This window comes from Acinetobacter sp. GD03645 (assembly GCF_029845285.1).
Taxonomy (GTDB): Bacteria; Pseudomonadota; Gammaproteobacteria; order Pseudomonadales; family Moraxellaceae; genus Acinetobacter; species Acinetobacter corruptisaponis.
In genome coordinates, this window is sequence record NZ_JAOCLL010000004.1 from 187,559 (window position 1) to 208,939 (window position 21,381).

Below are 21,381 nucleotides of genomic sequence, written 5' to 3' on the forward strand. Positions count from 1 at the left end.
CAATGACTGATATTTGTTACCCAAGTTGTGAACAGCCTCAAACTCGCCGTGGACAGGAACGTCGTCTTGCCTTGCTCATTTGTGCAACCGATCTATTTCTGGAACGCGGTTATGATGCTGTTTCGCTGGATGATATTGTCAATCATGCAGGTGGATCAAAAACGTCTATCTATAAATATTTTGGTAATAAAGAAGGCTTGTTTACCGCCATTTGTGATTATCGTCGAGAAGTTTTTTTCAAGGGGGTCTGTGTACCCTATATTCCAGAAAAGATTGATCTCAAGAACTATTTAAACCAGACCTTGATTCGTTTCTATCAACATATCATCCAACCTGAGAACATTGCCTTTATGCGCATGTTCACAGAGCAGTCACAGAAAGATATGCAACTGGCGCACTACTTCTATGATCAATGTGCTTTAAACATTCAAAATACCATTGCTTTTGCGCTTGAACATGCACATCAAAACCAGAGCATCTTTTGTAGCAATCCCCAATTTTCCGCCACAATGTACTTTGGCATTTTACGTGATGTTGAATGGCGTATTTTAATGGGCTTGAATATGCCAGCCAATGACACTGAGATATTTGATTATATTTATTATTCTGTAGATTTATTCCTAAAAGCTCACCAAAATCTAGGGCCTGTTGCCACTTTATAAATGAGTTGCGTTGTAGGCTAAAAATTCACCAGACAAGGCATGAAATGCAGGCAATGGCTATTCCCTTGCCAAGTTTCATAACGAAGTATGAGGGATTTTTAGCCACAACCCTTTGGGACAGGGACATTTTTTGCCGCTACTGCGTTATGTTTCTCTCATTTAGATCACTAAATTTCGCAAAACATGCCTTGTATCGTCTAAAAAATGTCCGCTGTCGCAACCATAGATAAAATGGCAACAGGCCCTTAATTCTTTTGCATTTTCCTGAGCGTATAGTATAGTAGTCAATTCCTTTTTATTCACCACTCGTCAAACAACAATTAATTATTGTTTTTATTCAATAATTATTGTGGGAGTAGCTATGGCGCTTCGGCATTTCCTAACTTTACGTGACCTATCCTCATTAGAACTGCAACGCATTTTAGATCGTGCGCAAGAACTCAAGCGTATGCAGCACAGCAATACGGTATATCAACCTTTTGTTGGTAAAGTTTTAGGAATGATTTTTGAAAAGTCGAGTACACGTACCCGTATTTCTTTTGAAGCAGGCATCTGCCAGTTTGGGGGTAATGCGATTTTTCTTTCACCACGTGACACCCAACTGGGTCGCGGTGAGCCCATTGAAGATTCTGCCCGTGTTATTTCGAGCATGCTTGATATTGTGATGATCCGTACTTTTGGGCATGACATCGTAGAGCGTTTTGCTTCTTATTCTAAAGTACCTGTTATTAATGGCCTTACGGATGATCATCATCCTTGCCAGTTACTTGCTGATTTACAAACCTATCAGGAACATCGTGGCAGCATTGCAGGCAAGACAGTAGCCTGGATTGGTGACGGCAACAATATGTGTAACTCTTATGTTGAAGCGGCACATCTGATGGGTTTTAAACTCAAGATCGCCTCTCCTGAGGGTTATGAGCCAAAACCTGAGTTTCTCGCCGAGTTTGCGGACTGTGTGGAAGTGTTCAACAAGGCTGAAGATGCAGCGGTTAATGCAGACCTGATCGTAACAGATGTTTGGGCAAGCATGGGACAGGAAGAAGAACAAAAATTGCGTGAAAAAGCGTTTGCCGATTTCCAGGTCAATGAAAAGTTGATGGACTTAGCTCACCCTGACTGTTTATTTATGCATTGCTTACCAGCACACCGCGGTGAAGAAATTTCTGAACACATGCTGGACCATAAAAATGCAGTGGTCTGGGATGAAGCGGAAAATCGTTTACATGCCCAAAAGGCATTAATGGAATTTCTACTCAATGAAAATTTAAACAAAGAATAAATACAAAAAACAGCATCCTCGTGATGCTGTTTTTTTAATGGTTTTGAGTAAATGGATTGAGTAACCTGATACCCATATCCTGAAAATCAGCAGTATTACGTGTCACCAATATAAGGTTATGCTGTATTGCAATTGCAGCGATCCAAGCATCATTTTCAGCTGCTTTGTCAGGCACATGTAAATTTGCACACAACCGTGCAGTTTCGTTATCAATAGTCAATATACGCTGTTGAAATGCTGATTTTACTGTATTTTCAAACCAGATTCGTAATATCTGCCCCTGTATTGGGTCTTTCCGCTCTAATCCCAGTACTCCACGTTCTAACTCCATCATTACCACAGTACATGTATAGAATGCGTGTGTATTCACACTTTTTGCCCATGTGGTTAAACCTGCATCAGCCTTGCCCTTAGGTAAACGGCGCATTTCACTAATGATGTTGGTATCCAGTAAATACATCTTAAAACTCTACAGGACGACGTTGTGCTGGACTGCGTTCTGGTATTTCCAGCTCAATATCAGCAACTTCTGAGTCCGCCTGAATAAACCAATCGGCCAAGTTTTGCGGTTGATTTTGAATAAGTTTCTGGTATTCCATATAGCTCATCAAAATATGGGTATATTCCCCTCTATTTGTGATGAATACAGGAGACTTTTCTGCTTCTTTTTTTGCCTCATTGGTATGTTGATTAAACTCTTTACTATTCATTATTTTCATATATTCACCCTCAATATGTCCCAAGGTTGCAATGTTACTACCTCCATTATACTAAAAAATCTGAAATTAGGTATTTTTAATAAATTGAACACTGAAATAAAAACACTTATAGTAAAGCCATCATTTTAAAAATAAGTTTCTCATATCATGAGAACTTCAATCATTGTATAGCGAACCTTATGACTTCACTCGAACAAGCTTTATCTCAGATACCAGGTTTTTCTTTGGTGCATGAGCACCTGTTTAGCTCTGCCCAGCCCTCGGTTGAGCAGTTGCAGCAGATTAAAGAATATGGTTGTAGTACAGTCATTAACCTTGCGACGAGTAAGTCTGAAAATCACTTATCCCAACAGGATCAAATTTGTCTGGGTTTGGGGCTAAACTATATTCATATCCCCATTGACTGGGATATTCCCTGCTCAGAACAGTGTCTTTTTATTTTAGATTTAATTGACCATCTGGTTCAGAATGAAATTGTCTGGTTACATTGTGCCCAGAATATGCGTGTCAGTTGCTTGATGTATTTATATCGTCAGTTTTATATGAATATTGAATTACCTATTGCCCAAGAGTTGCTTCATCAAATCTGGGAACCGAATGAGACCTGGACAGGCCTGATTCACAGCATTACCTTACAACTGCAAGGTCGTAAAGCAACACAGGAATTACAGCAGTCATTGATCAATGCCGATCATTTTGCCTGATGGGAAACAAGCACTGTCGCCGTTGCCAGAATGCCTTCCTGACGGCCAGTAAAACCTAGTTTTTCAGTTGTGGTCGCCTTAATACTAATTTGTGTGACATCCACATCCATCACATCCGCGATGCTTTGACGCATCTCCAGATTATGTTTGGCAAGTTTTGGCCGTTCACAGGCCACGGTAATGTCAGCATTGTTGAGATGATAACCACGATCTAAAATCAACTGATATACATGCTTAAGCAATACCCGACTATCTGCACCCTTATATTCTGGGTCAGTGTCAGGGAAATGCTGCCCAATATCGCCTAAAGCCAATGCGCCCAACAATGCATCACACAGCGCATGCAGCACCACATCACCATCAGAATGGGCTTTTAAACCATGTGTGTGGGGAATCTGAATACCCGCCAAGGTAACAAAGCTGCCTTCTTCAAAAGCATGTACATCCATTCCCTGTCCAATACGAATGTGAGCAACCATATGATTTTCCTTTTACAATATACTGAACAAATCTTGTATTCTGGCTTTCTATTTCGCTATAGTACATTGAGCAAATTAGACTGAAAGTATGCGTCATTATGCTGTTGAATACGGTAAGAAATCAATTAAAGAACGTCGGTTATATCATCACATTGAGTTGTTTTTACTCAACATTTACATTTGCGAAATCAATCGATTGCTCAGATCGTACACTTGACCTTAAAAAGATATGTTCCAAGCAATATGATGAACAGCGAATTAAACTCAACAATAAGTTTTTAACTGCTTATTTGGTGACCGATGCCCCCTTACAGCTATTACATGATACCCAGAGATTATGGTTAAAACAGTTACAGCAATGCAAATCCAAAACCTGCTATCAACAACAGTTTGAATTGCGTTTGGATGACCTGAATTTTTATACCTCAATGAACCAGACGCTAACCCAGCATTATCTAAAATATGAACAGGGAAAATTAGCCGCTCAACCCATTCATTTACAGATTCATCAACTGGATAAAGACAAGCTTAAAATTGAGGGTATTGCCTATCGCAACCCAAACAATCGGCTGGAAACCCAAATACTGTCATTGCTTGCCTACAGTACACCTGAACAAAAAAATCAGATCACTGATAATGAAAAGAAATGCCAATACCAGTTTGATTTTCAAAAGGCCTTACTGATTGTCAAAACAGATCAAAAAGGCTGCGAACGTTTTACAGGCATCTACCGTTTATATGACTAAACTTGAATGATTGAATTTCAAAAGCCGATGTTTTTAAACATCGGCTTATGTTCTTTAACATGGAAATTTTTGTGCAATTTCCTGACTGATGATGATTGCTGTTGCAGCCGATAGTGTCCAGCCTAAGTGACCATGACCTGTGTTATAGAATACTCGCGGATGATTTCCCTGTTTTACGACTGGCATCATATTTGGCATCATGGGACGTAGGCCTGCCCAGGGAACAACATGCTCAGTTGAAATATCAAAGTTTTGATTTACCCAGTTGATCAACGGTTGGATTCTGTCAGCCCGAATATCACGGTTATAGCCATTAAACTCAGCCGTTCCTGCAACACGCAAACGATCTACCCCTAGACGCGAGGTCACGATTTTTGCACTTTCATCCAGCAAACTAACCCACGGCGCATTATTCATACTACGCTCATCTTTAAGTTGCACTGTAATCGAATAACCTTTTACAGGATAAACATTGACCCGATCTCCCAGCATATCCGCCAGTTGATAACTTCCAACGCCACCACATACCAGCACTACATCTGCTTCGATTTCCGTATATTCCTCAGCATCTGTATGCATATTTTCTGAGCTGTTTTTACAGTGGATGATCACCTTATCCTGCATATATTTAACATTGACCACATCTAGGCCAAAACGATAGATCACACCATATTGCTGCGTTTTTTCCACAAGCCCAACTGAGTATTTATGAATGTCACCTGTTGCATCACTTGAAGTGTAATAACCGCCAAAATACTGACCTGTCAAGGTCGGCTCGATTGCTTTCATTTCTTCAGGTGTAATTGCATAACGTTCCAGCTTTCCCTCAACCAGAACATCATTGACCTGCTTGGCAATTTGATAGTCTGCCTCAGTGTGGTACATATGCAAAATGCCACGTTTTTCCAGATCAAAAGAAATATTTTCCTTTTCGGCAATTTCAAATAGCCGTTGTCTTGCCAATAACGCCAACCGAACAGTTTCAATGGTGTTGGCTTTATAATTTTTGATATGGGTTAAAAACTCAACCAGCCAACGGTACTTATGCAGACTAAAAGATGGGTTGAGCAATAATGGTGCATCTTTTTTACTCATCCACTTGATACCCTTGAGTACCGTTGCTTTCTGATTCCAGACTTCAGCATTGCAGGCGGACAACTGCCCACCATTGGCAAAAGAAGTCTCCATTGCAGGAAAGAGATGTCTATCAATGACCGTGACCTGATAACCCAGTTTTATTAATTCATAGGCAGAGGTAACGCCTGTAATTCCCGCACCGATCACAACAATATGAGGCATAGCAAACTCCTTGAAATGCAAGGCATTTCATAATAAGCAATATATATGCCGCGTGGTTCTATAAAGATGAGTCAATAAAAAAGCAGACCTAAGTCTGCTTACCCATCTTAAAACTTACATTGCAGAATTTGCTCTGAGAACAGACTTTTCCATTGTTCACGCAAAGTCGGCAAATAGAACTTCTCACCAATCATGACCAGTTCCGCATCAATCAAGGCATGAATTTCATGCATGAGTATATAATCCAAAGCAATAAGTGAGAGTTCAGGATGTTTCTGGGAAATTTGCTTGCGTCTAACTTGAGCTTTTTTCACCAATTCATTGGCAAAGTTTTTATCTTTATAGGTGGTAATTGCACTTAAACGAAGTTCAATAATGCCCCAGCCCTCTAGTAATTTTTTGAAAACCTCAAAGTCTTTGGCAGTTGCTTCCCATGTCACATTTTCCAGATTATTGTCTTCTGGCAACACAGGTAACAACAGGTCCACTGTACTTGGAAAAATTTTCTTTAAATTTAATAGAAATTTAACAGGATTTTCATGAGACAGACCAGAATATTGAATATGAGTTTGAGTATCTGTTAAATAAATATTAAGCATAATAAAGCAATGGTCTAGTCAATCAAACGGATATTGTACGCACTTGCAGGCGAGAAGTACACTTTGCAAGGGCAACCATCCCATGCTTCTCAAAATAATAAGGGCGCATACAATACGCCCCTACCACTCATGATTATTTACTACTCGGCGCAATCATCTGCTCAGGACGAACCACTTCATCAAATTGTTCAGCAGTTACCAAGCCAAGTTCAACCGCAACCTGTTTTAAGGTCTTGTTTTCCTTATATGCTGTTTTGGCGACTTTGGCAGAGTTTTCATAACCAATGACGGGATTGAGTGCAGTCACCAACATCAGTGAATTATGCAGGAAATAATCAATTTTCTCACGGTTTGGTTCAATCCCCACTGCACAGTGGTCATTGAAACTATTACATGCGTCACCAAGCAACTGGATTGATTGCAATAAGTTGTAAGCGATCACAGGCATGAATACATTTAGCTCAAAATTACCAGATGCACCAGCAATATTGATAGTTGTATCATTGCCCAATACTTGAGCCACCACCATGGTCATGGCTTCACTTTGTGTCGGATTCACCTTACCAGGCATGATACTTGAACCTGGTTCGTTCTCAGGAATACGGATTTCACCGAAACCACAACGAGGACCACTTGCCAACCAGCGAATGTCATTGGCAATTTTATTTAAGCTTGCTGCTAAAGTTTTTAATGCACCAGATGCAAAAACTGCGGCATCACGTCCTGCCAAGGCTTCAAACTTATTGGGTGCAGTTACGAATGGCAAGCCTGTCAAATCAGCCAATTGCTCAGCCGCTTTAACCGCATAATCTGGATGAGCATTAAGCCCTGTACCCACCGCCGTTCCACCTAAAGGCAATTCATACAAACCTGCAAGTGCCTGATGTAAACGCTTTAAGCCATGATCCAGTTGCGACACATAACCACTAAATTCCTGTCCTAGCGTTAATGGAGTCGCATCCTGTAAATGGGTACGTCCAATTTTGACAATATCATCGAACTCTTCAGATTTACGCTGTAAAGTTTGTTTGAGTTTCTCAACCGCAGGAATCAGTAATTCATTGATTTGCAGACTTGCGGCAACATGAATTGCGGTTGGGAAAGAATCATTGGTCGATTGCGCACGGTTGACATGATCATTTGGATGGACAGGTTTTTGCGCCCCCAAAGCTTGCCCTAGTTTCTGGTTGGCAATATTTGCAATCACTTCATTACAGTTCATGTTGCTTTGCGTGCCAGAACCTGTCTGCCATACCACCAATGGAAACTGAGCATCCCATTGCCCAGCAATGACTTCTTCAGCAGCACCCACAATATATTGACTTAACTCTTCAGGCAGTTGTTTAAGTTCTGCATTGGTGATGGCAGCAGCTTTTTTTACAAGACCCATTGCACGAATCATCGCACGGGGTAAGCGTTCCTGACCTATTTTAAAGTTTTGTAAACTTCTTTGCGTTTGCGCACCCCACAAGGCTTCATTTGGAACCTCAATTTCACCCATGGTATCGTGTTCAATTCGCATGTGCATAACAACCTCTGCTCTATCTTGGTAAGAATTTTCACGGGCTGAAGCAAATAGATGCCTTGGCTAGCTAATATTGATGTTCATCAAGGATATTCAACAAACCGCCGTATTATCCCCAAATGGTTTAAAAATGTAAATAATAATCATTATCCAAAATCTATTGCCAGTTTTAATGGACTGTATTCGTAATCATCAAGCGACAGCAGACTTAGTTACCTTTTAGCGTATTTAGGTAAAAACGCCATTCATCTTCAATCATTTGTGTTAAGGATCGTTTCGGTGTCCATGCAAGCACCTTTTCTGCTTTATCAATGTTTGCCCCCAGTTGAGCCAATTCCTCATGTTGATAAACTGCGGGCTGAACCCGAATTTCGGACTGGGTTACTTTGGCAACTTCATCTAATAAACCTTGAATAGAGGTGGTTTTTGAGTGGGCGATATTAAATGCCTCCAAACAGCCAACCTGTGTTTCCAGCCACTTTAAGCCTGCCAATACAGCATCGCAGACATCCAGTACATGCAAGAAGCTTCGTTCAACCGTACCATCTTTAGTCTGTGCCTGATTTTGCAACTCAATGCAATCACGTTGCATTGCAGCCACCTGCAAAGCTAGAGGCACAATATTCTTCGGTAATTGAACGACATATTCACCCAATACCCCATGTTCAAAGGCACCGACAATATTGGACAACCGCAGGTTAATGATCTTCCATTCATGGTCAACCCTGTAGGTATCCGCAATAATATCCTCCACCATTTGCTGGGTACGAATATAGGGATTGGCATAGTGATAATTAAATTCAGTCTCCTCGGAAAGTTCCGAATCAGACTTTCCATAGACCGCCACGCTGGATAGGTTGATGAGCTGTCTCACCCCCATTCGTTGCATGGCACGCAATAAGCTCATGATACAACTGACATTATCATTATAATATTCAAGAGGTTTTAAAACCGATTCCTCCAGCGATTTAAAGCTTGCAGTATGAACCACCGCATCTATGGAATATTGTTCAAACACCTTATTTAAGGCAGGCGTGTTGCGTACATCCAGCTTTGCAAAAGGAATATACATGCCTGAGATATATTCCAAACGTTCCAGAGTCTGTAATGTTGAATTGGCCAGATTATCAACAATGACAATTTCGTGCCCACGAGCCAGTAAACTCAAAGCAATATGTGAACCGATAAAGCCTAAACCACCTGTCACCAAAATCATTGTATAATTACCTTCTTTTTAATATGTCCATCTTTATTTTTGCCTATGACCATAGTGAATGTTCCATGAGTACACTACTGTTAATTACCTCAGCACCTACTTCAATGATGGCCTGGCATGCATTTGGTTTAGCACAGGCATTACAAAATAAGCACGAGGAATTTCGTGTCTTCTTTTACCAGGACGGTGTTCAGGTTGCGAACGATTTACAGTGGTTTCCTGATGATCAGCGCAACCTAAAACTGGAATGGCAAAAGCTTGGCATTCGACTCCCTGTCTGTGTCAGTGCTGCCCTTGCTCGGGGAATCACTGATGCCAGCAATGCACAACGTCATTCACTTCAACAGCACAACCTGGCCCAGGGTTTTGAGCTGGTTGGGCTTGGAGAACTTGCAGATGCTGTACAAAGCTGTTCTCGTCTAATTCAATTCTAGATCAAGTTCTTTATATAGCGTGTTGCTTTTAAAAGGTAAATTGTGTGAAAACTGTACTCGTCATCCTAACGCAGCCCAATTTAACCAGTTTGCAGGTCAATGAAAGCTTGTCTGCAACTATGGTTTTAGCAACCTTTGGTATTTCTGTCAAAGTATTATTAAAGGATGCTGCACTGAGTTTACTGAACAATCAACTAGCGTTCGACCAATTCACGCAGGCCTTTAAAATTGCCGCCAATATGGTGGAAAGTTTTGAGTTTTACGATTTAACCCCAATTTTGGTTGAAAGCAAAAATCAACAATTGACTATCGTCAAAAATACAGATCAGGACATTGAATTTATTGATATTCATCCTGAATTTATTCAGTCATTTGATCATATACTGTATTGGTAAGGGATTCGCTCATGAAAAATTCAACCTTGTTTCTCATCCAATCTCCTTATAACAATTTCAATAAAATTTTAGATGAGTTATCGCAAATGGCAAAAGCGGATGACCATATTGTGATGATGGGTGATTCAGTCTTACAAGTCACAGATGCCGTTGTGGATATTTACCAAAATATCTATTGCCTAAGCAATGAACAGAGTTTATTGCAGGATGATCTTAAAGAGCATGTACGCATTTTGGAATATGCTCAATTTACAGATTTAGTATTACAGTTTCAGCGTTGTATTACGTTGAAATGAATATATCGTTAATTTAGTGATACCCATAAATTATTAGGCGTATACAATACGCCCCTACTTAGGCTATTTTATGCAGTTAGAGTTAGACCAAGACGGTCATTTGGTCGATTACACCATCTGGAATCAGCAAGTTGCTCATGAACTTGCCAAATCACTCGATTTAGAGCTGACAGAATGGCATTTTGAAGTTCTTGATGCAGTACGGCAGTTTTATCAGCAGTTTGGGCATTCACCTGCAACACGCCCCCTGATCAAGTTTTTGATGAAGACGGTAGATCCTGAAATCAATAATGCTGAGCTACAGCAAAAGTTTAATACAGGTCTAGTCGCCCGACATTTAAGTCGCTTGGCTGGCGTTCCCAAACCTGCCAATTGTTTATAATTTTTGAATCTACGAATTAAGCGAATTTTTTGGCACAGGCAACGCAGGCAATTACGGTTATGGTGACCGCAAACATGGCTGGACTGACTTGCTCATGCAATAAAATGGCGGCAATCATCAAACCCAATATAGGCTGCAATAGTTGCAACTGCCCAACTGTCGCAATACCGCCTTGGGCCAAGCCTTTATACCAAAAGAAAAAACCAATCAGCATACTAAACAGCGAAACATAAGCCAGCCCAAGTTTTGATGAAAATGAAATTTGATCAAAATTAACTGGCATATATAGACATGAAATCAACAGCATCAATGGCAAAGTCATAATCAATGCCCAGCAAATGACTTGCCAACCGCCCAGATGCCTTGATAATTTTCCACCCTCTGCATAGCCAAAGCCACAAAGCAGTATCGCAATTAGCATGAAAATATCACCATAGTTGAATGACCAATTTCCTGCTTGAATCAACATATATCTAAAAACCAGTGAACTACCTAAAATAGCAAATAGCCAAAATACTAAACTTGGTTTCTCACCACTACGCAAGACACCAAAAATTGCCGTTGCCAAAGGTAATAAACCAATAAAAACAATAGAGTGTGCAGCACTCATATATTGAAGTGCCAAAGAGGTAAATAGTGGAAACCCAATCACCACCCCAATTGCAACATAAAATAAAGCAAGCCAGTCTTTCTTTTCTGGGAGTTTCTGTCGTGATAATAAAATCAGCACTAAACCCAGCATCCCTGCAATCGCAGCTCTGGCGGCTGTTAAAAACGTGGGGCTAAAATCCATCACAGCCACACGTGTAGCAGGCAATGTTCCAGAGAAGATAATGATCCCGATCAAACCATTTAACCAGCCCTGACTCGTATTCTTCATTTCATTCTCCAAATTTGTATGGAGAATTTAAACTGTGATATGGTGAGTTCACCATACACAATACAGTACAATTTTAAATAACTGTATTGGTATATATACCCACACAGTTAGAATAGGCCAAGATGAAAACCACAAAAATTGATTTCGTTATCCAGCACATCAATGAACAAATCAAGAATCGCTCATTGATGCCAGGTTCTCGTCTTCCCTCGGTACGCGCTTTGGCTGGCTTGTTAAACCTGTCTATCTCCACCATTGTTGAAGCCTACGAACGGCTTGCGGCGCAAGGCTTGATTGAGGCAAAAACAGGTTCAGGTTTCTTTGTCGCTGGGCCACTTGCGCCTTTATCAATTTCTGAAATCCATCCCAAGATTGACCGAAACATTGACCCGTTATGGATTTCAAGACAGGCTTTGGAAGCAAAACAAGATGTTTTAAAACCTGGATGTGGCTGGTTACCTGATGACTGGATGCCACATGAAAACATTCGTAAGGCGATTCGAAAAATATCCAAGGCCAATAATAGTATCTTGACGGATTACTCAACTCCGCTTGGACTTCCAGCCTTGCGTGAGTTACTGTCCCGTAGAATTCTGGCTAAAGGCATTGAGGTTGTTCCCAATCAAATCCTACTTACGGATTCAGGTACACAGGCCATTGACCTCATTTGTCGCTATTTCTTAAAACCAAATGATGTAGTTCTGGTTGATGACCCTTGTTATTTTAATTTCCATGCCTTACTCAAGGTTCATCAGGTTCAAATCATTGGTATTCCCTACACGCAAACAGGGCCAGATTTGACGGCATTTGCAGATGCGGTTAAAAATTATAATCCGCGTTTATATATCACAAATTCAGGCATTCATAATCCAACTGGTGCGGTACTGACTGCTTCAACGGCTTATCAGGTTTTAAAGCTTGTAGAGCAGTCTAATTTAATTGTGATTGAAGATGATATTTTTGCAGATCTGGAACGACATACCGCTCCAAGACTCGCTGCACTGGATGGTTTATCTCGTGTTATTCATATTGGCAGTTTTTCCAAAACCTTATCAGGCTCAGTGCGTACAGGTTATATTGCGACAAAACCCGAATGGATTGAGGACCTAACCGATATCAAAATTGCAACCAGTTTTGGGGGCAACAATTTATCTGCTGAAATCTTGTTTGCTGCATTAACCGATAGCCATTACCGTAAATATTTGGAAGAATTAAAAATACGCTTGGCGAAAGCCATGGATTCGACCATCAAGCAGCTAGAAAAACTTGGGATCAATCCCTGGATTAAACCACAAGCGGGATTGTTTTTATGGTGTAAATTGCCTGAACATTTAGATACAGCACGTATTGCCCAAACCTGCCTGGAGCAAGGTGTAATTTTGGCCCCTGGCAATGCCTTTAGCCAAAGCCAGAATTTTAAAAACTTTATTCGTTTTAACGTTGCGCAATGTCAGGATTCAAGAATTTTTGAAGTTCTATCCCATGCCATTCAACAGGAGATAGAACACTCAGAATGATGAATCAGGCGCTTTTTTGCTTTTGTTCAACAAACGCAAAATAACCTGGGCCAGCAGCGACCTTTACCTCTTTCACATCAATGGGTTCATTACATTCTGAACAAACAACCTTTGAGTTAAATTTATGACCACAGGTTTTATGGGTAAATTCAATCGGTTTACCCAAGCCCATATCCATCCACTTATCGGCCCATTGCACCATTGCCAGAATAATCGGATACAAGTCCAAACCTTTATCGGTAAGTTGATATTCAAAACGTTCCTGACGCTCCACATAAGGAACTTTGGTTAAAATTCCATGCTCAACCAGACGCTTTAACCGTTCTGAAAGGACATGGCGTGTGAGTCCCAAACTACGCTGGAAGTCATCAAAACGGCGTATACCCATAAATGCGTTGCGCAAGATCAGCATGGTCCAACGGTCACCCAATACTGAAAGCGTCCGCGCCACTGAACATGGCTGATCGCCAATCTCATCCCATTTCATTATTATCACCCATCATTTTTCAAGCTTATAAGGTATGCAATCCACACCTTGAACCGTAACACTAAAAAGCGAATCAATATAAAATATACACTAATTTATCTTGGTCACCAGATACAAGTTGGCTTCAAGCTAAACACGATAAAATAGTCAATTTTGCATCAATCCATCAACAATTTAATTGTGAATAAATACACCTGAAACTTCTTGTCCAACTTCCAGTTTGATATTGGCTGGGATACGCACTAGACAGTTTGCCTGCATCAAATTGCTCAGCATATGTGATTGCTGTTTTGCCAGACTTTGTAGCTTGAGTTGACCCTGTTCAAAATAGGCATACATTCTTAGAAAACGCTCACGCGCATCTGATTTTAAATCATGGGTGAGCAGTCCACTAAACCACGCTAAGGATTGACGCTGGTTTTGTAGTGCATCCAATAATGCCTTGCCATAAATCTGCATACAGACATAGACCGCCGCAGGATTACCTGGCAAACCCAGTAAATAGCAATGATGATGTTGTGCTGTATACTCAGCAAAAAATAATGGCTTACCTGGTTTCTGTTTCACTTTCCAGAAGATTTGTTCAAAACCTGTTTCAAAAGCACAGGGACGTACAAAATCATAATCTCCCACAGAAACACCACCTGTGGTAATGATCACATCATAGTGCTGTTTTAGACGTTCAAAGCATTGTGTGACTTGTTCTGCTTCATCTGCAATATGCAAAATATCCACATCAATCCCATAGTCTTGCAACCATGCTTTTAACAATGGGCCATTTGCATCAAACACCTTGCCTGCTTGCAAATCTTCTGCTGTTTCAGCAACCTCATCACCTGTAATGACAATCGCTACTTTAGGTTTTTGAAATACATCAATTGTTTTTACACCAGCCATACTCAAGGCAGCCAGCGCACCAATATTGATGTTCTGACCGACCTCTGCCAATAGCTGACCTGACTGAACTTCTTCACCAGTAAAACGAATATCAGCCTGCGGTTTGAGCTGTTCAACCAGTCGAATTTGGCTATCAGACTCAACTACGACAATTTCCTGTCGGGCCACATGCGTTGTTCTTTCAGGTATTTTTCCACCTGTAAAAATACGCATGGCTTGTCCATCTGCAAGTTGATGATTTAAACCACTGCCCGCCTTAATCTCACCCACCACATCAAAAACAGTATCTTGCAGATTTTCCAGTGAGCTATTAATGGCATAACCATCCACCGCACTTTGTGAAAAGCTAGGCAAATTTACATCTGAATAAACTGCCTTGGCTAAATAACGATGTAGGCCCTTTGCTAAAGGCAACGTCTCAACCGCTAATGCTTTCACTTTGGTTTGGATCAGTGCTAGCGCTTCATCAATACTGATCAGACCTTTTTCAGCGCCACATCCTGACATTATTCATAGCCTCCTGGATGTGGTAAGTCAAGACAGACATCAAAAATATGCACCAAAGCAGGTAAAATTGCTGCCATCGATTCGCTGGCACCACCACGACTGCCTGGCAAAGTCACCACCAAAGAACGATCAATAAAGCCTGCCACGCCACGAGACATGGCTGCATAAGGGGTACGTTTTTGCCCAAAGGAACGTGCCGCCTCCATCAAACCGTCCAGCTTTCTTTCCAATAACGGTTCCAATGTATCCACGGTAATATCTCGCTTACCAATGCCTGTACCACCAACCGTCATGATACATGCATAAGATTTGGTCAGCTCTAACACCAAATCTTTGAGTTGATCAGCCTCATCCGCCATAATCTGATAATGAATCGGGTCAAAACCTGCTTCAGTTAATGTGTCTACTACAGACTTACCTGCGGTATCAGGCTTACGACCTGCTGCTACAGTATCAGATAGTACAATCACGGCTGCTGAAACAGGTTGGCGTAAAGTGCGCTTAAAGTGGGATTTCCCCCCTTTTTTCTTGAGCAGTTTACATTGGTCTAAACAGAGTTCTTCAGGCTCACAATGTGGTTTCAGCATATCATAAAGCGTTAAACCCGCCAGACTTGCCGCTGTCAATGCTTCCATTTCCACGCCTGTTGGCCCAATCGTTTCAACCGTTGTAAGAATCACCACATGGTCATCATGCAAATCATAGTCTACATCAGCCCGATAAATCGGTAAGGGATGACACAGCGGAATCAGTTCATCGGTACGTTTTGCTGCCAGAATGCCTGCAATACGTGCTGTTTTTAAGGCATCACCTTTTTCAGTATTTCCATCACGGAGCAACTGGATACAATGTGCTGGCGCATGTAAGATCGCTTGCGCTTCTGCAACACGGTAACTCTCAGGTTTCATCCCAACATTTTTCATCTTAACTTCCTAAAAGCTTATTCGTGTGTATGCTCATGTGTGCAATGTTCGTGTTGATGGTGTGTATGTTGATGTACCTTTGCTTGAGGCTCAGCAGTATCTTTACGAATACAACAGCCCTCAACGTATTGACTGGTTCCATCCATAAAGAACTCCTCTTTCCAGATCGGCACTTCATGTTTTACCCGCTCAACTGCTTCTTCACAGGCTTGAAAAGCTTCACGGCGATGTGCAGCATAGGCAATTGCAATAATGGCCGTTTCACTGACATCTAAATAACCAATGCGATGGATAACACGAACATAAGAGACCTGATATTTCTCTTTAATTTCCTGTTCGATTTCACGAATCATCTTTTCAGCAACAGGTGTATAAGAGGTATATTTCAGTGCTTTAACTGCTTTACCCTCGTGGTGATTTCGTACCGTACCAATAAAAATATCAATTCCACCACATTCAGGAAAATCCTGGATTGGGTCAAAGCTCTCTAAACTTAGCGCCTGATCTTGGACTCTGGCAAATTCACGCATGTCTATCCTCCTGCCACAGGTGACAACAGCACTAAAGTACATGACTGATCCAATGGTGTTTGACGTGTAACGATATCTTCACCAATGGCACAGGCACACTTTTCCATCGCGCTACTTGCATCTGGATAAAGCGTCACAATATGTGTCAATACATCGTCAACCATCCGATCCCCTGCAAACTCAAATGCAAGTGCTTTGGGTAATAGCCGTTCTATCGCACCAAAAGCTTCTATTTTTATCTCAATGGTTTGCATATTTTCTCCAGACCACTTTCTATTTAACCACCCAGCATGTGCATGCTAATCTTACGTGCTTGCTGATGTTGTATCGCATGATAGCCTTTGGCTTTATGCCAAATATAAGGCTTAATCTGTTGATCAAGCTGCAACAATGCTTGCTGTTTTAATTCAGTATTTTGTTTAATCACTTGTAGTAAATAAGGTTTTATATTTAAACCCTGTTGCGCGAACAGGCAATTATACAATTCACCTTGAGCCGTCAGCCGAATTCGGTCACAGTCTCCACAAAATGAATGGGTTATCGTTGAAATAATACCAAGATGATAGTGCCCATCAAGCTGATATAGACGTGCAGGCTCATGCTGCTGTTGTAGCAGTTGAATATCATAAAGAGGTTGCAGTTGTTCCAAGATTTCCGCTTCACTGACCACTGCCTGATCAGTCCAATGCTGATCGCCATCCAAAGGCATAAACTCGATAAAACGTAATGGAATGTTGTGCTGTTTTGCCCATTTCACCATCGGGATAATTTGGTCATCGTTTTGACCCTTGATCAGCACACAATTAATTTTAAACGGAAGACCTACTTTTTTTGCTGCTTCAATTCCATCCAGTACAGGGGCAAGTTCTTTCTTGGTCAATTGTTTAAATTGCATGGAATCAAGACTGTCCAGACTAATGTTTAAATCATCCAGACCTGCTTGTTTTAATTGCTCCGCATACTTGGCTAAATAGTGTGCATTGGTGGTGATCGAAATCCGCTTCAATCCCAAAGCTCTTAAACGCTGTAAATCACGAATAAAATGCACCACACCCTGACGCATGAGTGGTTCACCACCCGTAATACGGATATTCTCAATCCCCTGCCCAACCATATATCGACAAAAAACCAGCAAGGCTTCAAAGCTAAGCAGGTCTTGTTTTTTCATCCATTCAGGATACTCTGGCATACAATAAATACATTTGAAATTACAGCGATCGGTTACAGAAATCCGTAACTTACGCTTAATCCGACCATACTGATCCTGTAGGATCGGTATCGCCGTTTCTTGTATTTCATGCTTCATCATACGCACTCATTTTGTGAATCTTTTGACTGGGTTTGGCACAGGTTCTGTGCATCCTTGCTTTACTCATCACAGAGAATTGTTTTTACAGCAATAATTATTCCAACTATAAACAAATATCTTGGCTTAAGGATATTCATATATTTAAACAGGCAACCCTTTCAATCTACAAATAAAAATGGCGCCTGTCTTGCATATTTTTGTTGAAATCATCTTGCACCATTTGCAAACCGCCTTTGTTTGCAATGAAAGAATTTGGTGCAAGTCATCTATTCATTCAATACGCCTATCATTTAAGTGCTTAAACGTTCCAAACGTACTGGAACATACTTATGATAGGGTGTCTTGGACAATGGATCACAATGCTGCGTGGAGGTTAAACGATTAATTTGCGGACCAATCGGTTCACTATTCCCATAACGCAGTCCATAACCATGTGGTAATGACACTACACCTTTACGCATGCCATCATCAAGTTCCACCGTGACCCGAATTGCGCCATGTTCAGAAATACATTGCAAGAGCTGGCCTGTTTCCACACCGAGCTGTAAGGCATCCTCTGGATTAATCCTTAAACGTCCATCTGCATCGACTTTACGCCATGCAGGATCACGATAAATTTGATTGGCATTGTAACTACGGCGTTCACCTGCAAGCAGAATAAAAGGATAATCCTCTTTTACAACCAATGGCTGTTGTTTCAGTTGAGCAAGTTCAATAAACATTTCAGGAATGGCTAAACGGATTTTTTTGTCTTTGTATGCAATCAGGTTCCATACATCAGCATAGTCATGCTGTGACAATACCACCCCTGAACGCTGTTTTAAAATGGCCTGGAACAGCTTTACCCCAAGATTGAGACGATTACCCTCGTAGCCTGCCTGCTTAACTGCCTGATAATGCTGGGCAGTATATTGCATACATAGCGGCAATAGCAAAGCCGTGGCAGCCGCATCATTTGGCAAAGTCTTGCCTAAAGTGCGATAGACAATTGAGGCAGCAAATGGAATAAGCTTCTTGTTTTTCGCAAAACTAGCACCTAGAGCAGCAAAATACCCAAGATAAGCGGTATTTGCTGAATCTTTTTCCGCAATTTTACTCAGGATTGGAAATTGTTGAGGAATGGCTTTCATCGCCTCAAGCAAACGTGTGTAAATTTCTGCTTCAGGTAAGGTATTGCCTTGTGGTTGAAACAAGGGATGGCGTAAATGAAAACCATTTTTTGGAAATTCCAGATTAAAGCCAGTAAACTCCCATTTTTCAAACTGGCTATGGGCTGGCAAGATGTAATGTGCCAAACGCGCTGTTTCGGTCATGGCAACATCGACCACCACCAATAGATCAAGTGATTGAAAAGCCTGTTCATAAGCAGCCGTATCTGGATAAGTCAGTAATGGATTACAGCTATCAACAAAGACTGCACGTACCCGCTTTTCACCTGCTTTCAAAATTTCATCTGGCAGAATATTCGGTGGGAAAAATCCTGAAATTGGGAACATTTTGTGATGTACAGTACGGCGGTATTTAGGATTGCGCTCATCGGTATTGGTTAGGATTGGAATAAACATGGTATGCAGATTATTGCTTCCCTGTTTACCAAAGTGCCCAGCCAATAAATAGAGTAGCTTTTCCAAATAACCGTTTAGCGTGGTATTTAAGGTATGCTGGATACCTAAATCTATCCGAACACAGCCTCGTTTTGCTTGGGAAAAATCACGTACAATTTGGTAGATCAATTCAACCGAAACATCAGCCTTCTGAATATACTCCTCAATTGGAACAGCAAGAAAAGCCTGTTTGACCTCATCAAAACCATGTGTATGCTGTTGAATAAACTTGTGATCATAGAGATTTTCACGCAGCATGATCGCAATCATGGCTGACATCAGATAAGCATCTGTACCTGGCTTGAGTTGCACATGAATATCAGCCTGCTTGGCAGTTTCGGTGACACGTGGATCAAACACCACCATGGTTCGATCTGGATCTTTTTTAATATGTTTTAAGGTGTCCCGTGCATTGGGAATACCATGCGCCTGAAAAGGATTGGTTCCAATAAACAACACATAATCAGCATGCTCCACATCTTCTGTGGTATGGCAGGCCTGACTGCCAAACAAACGACCATTGACCCAAAAATCGCCTGTTTTTTCCTGAGCCAACGAATTATAAGCATAGAAACTTTTCATGGCATAAAGTAACTGACGACCATAAGCTGCACCAAGGTGATTACCCTGTCCACCACCGCCAACCGAAGCAAATGCAGTTCCACCATAATTATTGCGAATATACACAAGCTGATCAGCAATCTCTTGAATGGCCTGTTCCCAACTTACTTCCGTGAATGAACCATCGGCTTGACGTTTTAATGGTGAAGTCAAGCGATCAGCATGTTGCTGGTAATGCTGCAAACGAGCAGCCTTTTGACAAATGTAACCCTGAGAAAAGGGATGCTGATCATCACCTTTAATTTTCTTGAACTGGTTATTTTCAATTTCTACACTTAGACCACAATTTCGTGAACATAAAATACAAGCTGTCACATCCTGTCTTAAAGCTGAACTAGTCGTTGTCATTTGTTTTCACCTTATATTTTTATGAATAATGACCCATTAAACAAATTTGCCCTGCTGAACCAACAACACGAATAAACTTTTGATCGTGTTCAATTGCCAGCTCAACTTTATTGGCTTGCGATGGTAATTTTACAGGCTTTAAAAATCGGACATCTATTTGTTCGATAGGCTCAGGTAAAAACTCAAAACTACGTGCAAACACCCCAAAGCCATGGAGTACTTTTTGACCAAAACTAGAGAGTTTTGCCAAGAAACCAACCCAATGAATTGGATTAAAATCACCTGTCAGTAAGGCAAATTTAAAGCCATCATCTGATGTTGTTGACCATTCTCCCAAGCTTTGCCAGTTTTTATCATCGGTAGTTTCAGCACGTTTGGTTTTTTCAAAATGCGGCAAAATAAATGCCATATGCAACACCGCTTCGACTAGATTAGGTTGAGCAATTGTACCTGTGATGATTTGAACTGAAACACGTGCTAAACCATTGCGTTCATCAACGTGGGAAATCTTGGCTTGAATCAATAACTTTTCATTACGAGGAATCTTGCCATGAATCTTTAGGCTAACCCCTTGATTGATGACTTGGCTGAGTGGATAGCTGGTTTGTAAGAGCAAACGTGTTGCAAATGAAAGTCCCCATTGAGAGACCATGTGTGGGGGAATAGAATCCTGATATTTATGTGGTTGCGCACCACTCCACTGTACATAATGTTCCACCAACTCATGACTCGGTGCTTCAATCACTTCATTAATCGCCGCAAGCGCCCACCAATCGGCTTGATTTCCTTTTGTGTTTTTTAAGCTTCGTATTGCTATTTTCCCAAGTCCCGCCAAAGTTGCCTGATGCTCAAATAAAAATTGCAATGGAATTTGCTGATAACGCAATGCCAACATATATAGCTCCTATTCCCCTTATTTTTCTAACCTTGTTTTCATTACATTAATGTTGTTTAAACATCTTCTCACAACATGATTGCTAGATTGCACATTTAATAAGTTCCAAAATAGAACTTAATTAA

General features: G+C 41.0%; 25 protein-coding genes. 9 read left to right on the top strand and 16 right to left on the bottom strand.

Features of this window, described 5'->3' with window-relative positions; genetic code table 11:
• The first annotated feature begins 2 nt into the window (after positions 1 to 2).
• On the top strand, positions 3 to 662 hold the full coding sequence (locus N5J47_RS04785) for a TetR/AcrR family transcriptional regulator (protein WP_279958999.1): 660 nt from the start codon (positions 3 to 5) through the stop codon (positions 660 to 662).
• A 361-nt stretch (positions 663 to 1,023) separates the two neighbouring features.
• Entirely contained in the window at positions 1,024 to 1,944 is a 921-nt protein-coding gene (argF, locus tag N5J47_RS04790) for an ornithine carbamoyltransferase (RefSeq protein ID WP_279958998.1), read from the top strand.
• Positions 1,945 to 1,978: 34 nt separating this feature from the next.
• On the opposite strand, the gene N5J47_RS04795 is transcribed toward argF, so the two are convergent.
• Positions 1,979 to 2,404 carry a type II toxin-antitoxin system VapC family toxin gene (locus N5J47_RS04795; protein WP_279958997.1) on the bottom strand — a complete coding sequence of 142 codons (426 nt, stop codon included), beginning with the start codon at positions 2,402 to 2,404 and terminating at the stop codon, positions 1,979 to 1,981.
• Between the two features lies 1 nt (position 2,405).
• Positions 2,406 to 2,663 carry a type II toxin-antitoxin system Phd/YefM family antitoxin gene (locus N5J47_RS04800; protein WP_279958996.1) on the bottom strand — a complete coding sequence of 86 codons (258 nt, stop codon included), beginning with the start codon at positions 2,661 to 2,663 and terminating at the stop codon, positions 2,406 to 2,408.
• Between the two features lie 179 nt (positions 2,664 to 2,842).
• Here N5J47_RS04800 and N5J47_RS04805 point away from each other — a divergent pair, with 179 nt between their 5' ends.
• A complete protein-coding gene (locus tag N5J47_RS04805; protein WP_267979463.1) occupies positions 2,843 to 3,367 on the top strand; it encodes a protein tyrosine phosphatase family protein in 525 nt (174 codons plus the stop codon).
• Here N5J47_RS04805 and ispF read toward each other — a convergent pair.
• Positions 3,355 to 3,846 (bottom strand): 2-C-methyl-D-erythritol 2,4-cyclodiphosphate synthase, encoded by a 492-nt coding sequence (gene ispF, locus N5J47_RS04810; RefSeq protein WP_279958995.1) that lies wholly within the window; start codon positions 3,844 to 3,846, stop codon positions 3,355 to 3,357. The two genes, N5J47_RS04805 and ispF, sit on opposite strands and share 13 nt — an antisense overlap.
• A gap of 98 nt (positions 3,847 to 3,944) precedes the next feature.
• On the opposite strand from ispF, the gene N5J47_RS04815 reads away from it, so the two are divergent.
• Positions 3,945 to 4,592 carry a hypothetical protein gene (locus tag N5J47_RS04815; RefSeq protein ID WP_279958994.1) on the top strand — a complete coding sequence of 216 codons (648 nt, stop codon included), beginning with the start codon at positions 3,945 to 3,947 and terminating at the stop codon, positions 4,590 to 4,592.
• Positions 4,593 to 4,646: 54 nt separating this feature from the next.
• Here the strand turns inward: N5J47_RS04815 and N5J47_RS04820 are convergent, their stop codons facing one another.
• From N5J47_RS04820 to galE, 4 genes are all read right to left on the bottom strand, one after another.
• Positions 4,647 to 5,891, bottom strand: coding sequence for a D-amino acid dehydrogenase (locus tag N5J47_RS04820; protein WP_279958993.1), 1,245 nt, complete (start codon positions 5,889 to 5,891; stop codon positions 4,647 to 4,649).
• Positions 5,892 to 5,998: 107 nt separating this feature from the next.
• Complete coding sequence (locus tag N5J47_RS04825) at positions 5,999 to 6,490, bottom strand: hypothetical protein (RefSeq protein WP_279958992.1); 492 nt, start codon at positions 6,488 to 6,490, stop codon at positions 5,999 to 6,001.
• Between the two features lie 133 nt (positions 6,491 to 6,623).
• Positions 6,624 to 8,018 carry a class II fumarate hydratase gene (gene fumC, locus N5J47_RS04830; RefSeq protein WP_279958991.1) on the bottom strand — a complete coding sequence of 465 codons (1,395 nt, stop codon included), beginning with the start codon at positions 8,016 to 8,018 and terminating at the stop codon, positions 6,624 to 6,626.
• 205 nt (positions 8,019 to 8,223) lie between these two features.
• The gene (gene galE, locus N5J47_RS04835; protein ID WP_279958990.1) at positions 8,224 to 9,231 is read right to left on the bottom strand and encodes a UDP-glucose 4-epimerase GalE; all 1,008 of its coding nucleotides are present in this window, start codon (positions 9,229 to 9,231) and stop codon (positions 8,224 to 8,226) included.
• Between the two features lie 65 nt (positions 9,232 to 9,296).
• Between galE and tusD the strand changes: the two genes are divergently transcribed.
• From tusD to N5J47_RS04855, 4 genes are all read left to right on the top strand, one after another.
• Positions 9,297 to 9,665, top strand: coding sequence for a sulfurtransferase complex subunit TusD (gene tusD, locus N5J47_RS04840; RefSeq protein ID WP_267979470.1), 369 nt, complete (start codon positions 9,297 to 9,299; stop codon positions 9,663 to 9,665).
• Positions 9,666 to 9,709: 44 nt separating this feature from the next.
• Complete coding sequence (locus N5J47_RS04845; protein WP_267979471.1) at positions 9,710 to 10,060, top strand: hypothetical protein; 351 nt, start codon at positions 9,710 to 9,712, stop codon at positions 10,058 to 10,060.
• An 11-nt stretch (positions 10,061 to 10,071) separates the two neighbouring features.
• Entirely contained in the window at positions 10,072 to 10,356 is a 285-nt protein-coding gene (locus tag N5J47_RS04850) for a hypothetical protein (protein ID WP_279958989.1), read from the top strand.
• 70 nt (positions 10,357 to 10,426) lie between these two features.
• A complete protein-coding gene (locus tag N5J47_RS04855; RefSeq protein ID WP_279958988.1) occupies positions 10,427 to 10,738 on the top strand; it encodes a TusE/DsrC/DsvC family sulfur relay protein in 312 nt (103 codons plus the stop codon).
• A 16-nt stretch (positions 10,739 to 10,754) separates the two neighbouring features.
• Here the strand turns inward: N5J47_RS04855 and N5J47_RS04860 are convergent, their stop codons facing one another.
• A complete protein-coding gene (locus N5J47_RS04860) occupies positions 10,755 to 11,618 on the bottom strand; it encodes a DMT family transporter (RefSeq protein WP_279958987.1) in 864 nt (287 codons plus the stop codon).
• Between the two features lie 122 nt (positions 11,619 to 11,740).
• Between N5J47_RS04860 and N5J47_RS04865 the strand changes: the two genes are divergently transcribed.
• Positions 11,741 to 13,135 (top strand): PLP-dependent aminotransferase family protein, encoded by a 1,395-nt coding sequence (locus tag N5J47_RS04865; protein WP_279958986.1) that lies wholly within the window; start codon positions 11,741 to 11,743, stop codon positions 13,133 to 13,135.
• A 4-nt stretch (positions 13,136 to 13,139) separates the two neighbouring features.
• Here N5J47_RS04865 and N5J47_RS04870 read toward each other — a convergent pair whose 3' ends face one another.
• The 8 genes from N5J47_RS04870 to N5J47_RS04905 form a co-directional block, all read right to left on the bottom strand.
• Positions 13,140 to 13,622, bottom strand: coding sequence for a helix-turn-helix domain-containing protein (locus N5J47_RS04870; RefSeq protein WP_262574140.1), 483 nt, complete (start codon positions 13,620 to 13,622; stop codon positions 13,140 to 13,142).
• Between the two features lie 174 nt (positions 13,623 to 13,796).
• Positions 13,797 to 15,026, bottom strand: a complete 1,230-nt coding sequence (locus N5J47_RS04875) for a molybdopterin molybdotransferase MoeA (RefSeq protein ID WP_279958985.1) — start codon at positions 15,024 to 15,026, stop codon at positions 13,797 to 13,799.
• A complete protein-coding gene (gene moaCB / locus N5J47_RS04880) occupies positions 15,026 to 15,949 on the bottom strand; it encodes a bifunctional molybdenum cofactor biosynthesis protein MoaC/MoaB (protein WP_279958984.1) in 924 nt (307 codons plus the stop codon). The genes N5J47_RS04875 and moaCB overlap by 1 nt, the downstream gene beginning before the upstream one ends.
• A 17-nt stretch (positions 15,950 to 15,966) precedes the next feature.
• Entirely contained in the window at positions 15,967 to 16,479 is a 513-nt protein-coding gene (locus N5J47_RS04885; RefSeq protein WP_279958983.1) for a molybdenum cofactor biosynthesis protein MoaE, read from the bottom strand.
• 2 nt (positions 16,480 to 16,481) lie between these two features.
• Positions 16,482 to 16,733, bottom strand: a complete 252-nt coding sequence (locus N5J47_RS04890; RefSeq protein WP_279958982.1) for a MoaD/ThiS family protein — start codon at positions 16,731 to 16,733, stop codon at positions 16,482 to 16,484.
• 23 nt (positions 16,734 to 16,756) lie between these two features.
• The gene (moaA, locus tag N5J47_RS04895) at positions 16,757 to 17,788 is read right to left on the bottom strand and encodes a GTP 3',8-cyclase MoaA (protein ID WP_279958981.1); all 1,032 of its coding nucleotides are present in this window, start codon (positions 17,786 to 17,788) and stop codon (positions 16,757 to 16,759) included.
• Positions 17,789 to 18,078: 290 nt separating this feature from the next.
• The gene (locus N5J47_RS04900; RefSeq protein WP_279958980.1) at positions 18,079 to 20,361 is read right to left on the bottom strand and encodes a molybdopterin-dependent oxidoreductase; all 2,283 of its coding nucleotides are present in this window, start codon (positions 20,359 to 20,361) and stop codon (positions 18,079 to 18,081) included.
• Between the two features lie 19 nt (positions 20,362 to 20,380).
• Entirely contained in the window at positions 20,381 to 21,256 is an 876-nt protein-coding gene (locus N5J47_RS04905) for a MaoC/PaaZ C-terminal domain-containing protein (RefSeq protein WP_279958979.1), read from the bottom strand.
• Between the last annotated feature and the right edge of the window lie 125 nt (positions 21,257 to 21,381).

Bases quoted from the DNA above. Each gene is read 5' to 3' on its own strand.
- N5J47_RS04795 (WP_279958997.1), bottom strand. From the start codon at position 2,404: ATGTATTTACTGGATACCAACATCATTAGTGAAATGCGCCGTTTACCT.
- N5J47_RS04905 (WP_279958979.1), bottom strand. From the start codon at position 21,256: ATGTTGGCATTGCGTTATCAGCAAATTCCATTGCAATTTTTATTTGAG.
- galE (WP_279958990.1), bottom strand. From the start codon at position 9,231: ATGATTTTGGTGACAGGTGGTTTAGGCTTTATCGGTTCACATATTGCT.
- N5J47_RS04890 (WP_279958982.1), bottom strand. From the start codon at position 16,733: ATGCAAACCATTGAGATAAAAATAGAAGCTTTTGGTGCGATAGAACGG.
- N5J47_RS04785 (WP_279958999.1), top strand. From the start codon at position 3: ATGACTGATATTTGTTACCCAAGTTGTGAACAGCCTCAAACTCGCCGT.
- fumC (WP_279958991.1), bottom strand. From the start codon at position 8,018: ATGCACATGCGAATTGAACACGATACCATGGGTGAAATTGAGGTTCCA.
- ispF (WP_279958995.1), bottom strand. From the start codon at position 3,846: ATGGTTGCTCACATTCGTATTGGACAGGGAATGGATGTACATGCTTTT.
- N5J47_RS04850 (WP_279958989.1), top strand. From the start codon at position 10,072: ATGAAAAATTCAACCTTGTTTCTCATCCAATCTCCTTATAACAATTTC.
- N5J47_RS04825 (WP_279958992.1), bottom strand. From the start codon at position 6,490: ATGCTTAATATTTATTTAACAGATACTCAAACTCATATTCAATATTCT.
- N5J47_RS04805 (WP_267979463.1), top strand. From the start codon at position 2,843: ATGACTTCACTCGAACAAGCTTTATCTCAGATACCAGGTTTTTCTTTG.
- moaA (WP_279958981.1), bottom strand. From the start codon at position 17,788: ATGATGAAGCATGAAATACAAGAAACGGCGATACCGATCCTACAGGAT.
- N5J47_RS04815 (WP_279958994.1), top strand. From the start codon at position 3,945: ATGCTGTTGAATACGGTAAGAAATCAATTAAAGAACGTCGGTTATATC.
- N5J47_RS04865 (WP_279958986.1), top strand. From the start codon at position 11,741: ATGAAAACCACAAAAATTGATTTCGTTATCCAGCACATCAATGAACAA.
- N5J47_RS04870 (WP_262574140.1), bottom strand. From the start codon at position 13,622: ATGAAATGGGATGAGATTGGCGATCAGCCATGTTCAGTGGCGCGGACG.
- argF (WP_279958998.1), top strand. From the start codon at position 1,024: ATGGCGCTTCGGCATTTCCTAACTTTACGTGACCTATCCTCATTAGAA.
- moaCB (WP_279958984.1), bottom strand. From the start codon at position 15,949: ATGAAAAATGTTGGGATGAAACCTGAGAGTTACCGTGTTGCAGAAGCG.
- N5J47_RS04875 (WP_279958985.1), bottom strand. From the start codon at position 15,026: ATGTCAGGATGTGGCGCTGAAAAAGGTCTGATCAGTATTGATGAAGCG.
- tusD (WP_267979470.1), top strand. From the start codon at position 9,297: ATGAGTACACTACTGTTAATTACCTCAGCACCTACTTCAATGATGGCC.
- N5J47_RS04900 (WP_279958980.1), bottom strand. From the start codon at position 20,361: ATGACAACGACTAGTTCAGCTTTAAGACAGGATGTGACAGCTTGTATT.
- N5J47_RS04800 (WP_279958996.1), bottom strand. From the start codon at position 2,663: ATGAAAATAATGAATAGTAAAGAGTTTAATCAACATACCAATGAGGCA.
- N5J47_RS04885 (WP_279958983.1), bottom strand. From the start codon at position 16,479: ATGCGTGAATTTGCCAGAGTCCAAGATCAGGCGCTAAGTTTAGAGAGC.
- N5J47_RS04860 (WP_279958987.1), bottom strand. From the start codon at position 11,618: ATGAAGAATACGAGTCAGGGCTGGTTAAATGGTTTGATCGGGATCATT.
- N5J47_RS04820 (WP_279958993.1), bottom strand. From the start codon at position 5,891: ATGCCTCATATTGTTGTGATCGGTGCGGGAATTACAGGCGTTACCTCT.
- N5J47_RS04855 (WP_279958988.1), top strand. From the start codon at position 10,427: ATGCAGTTAGAGTTAGACCAAGACGGTCATTTGGTCGATTACACCATC.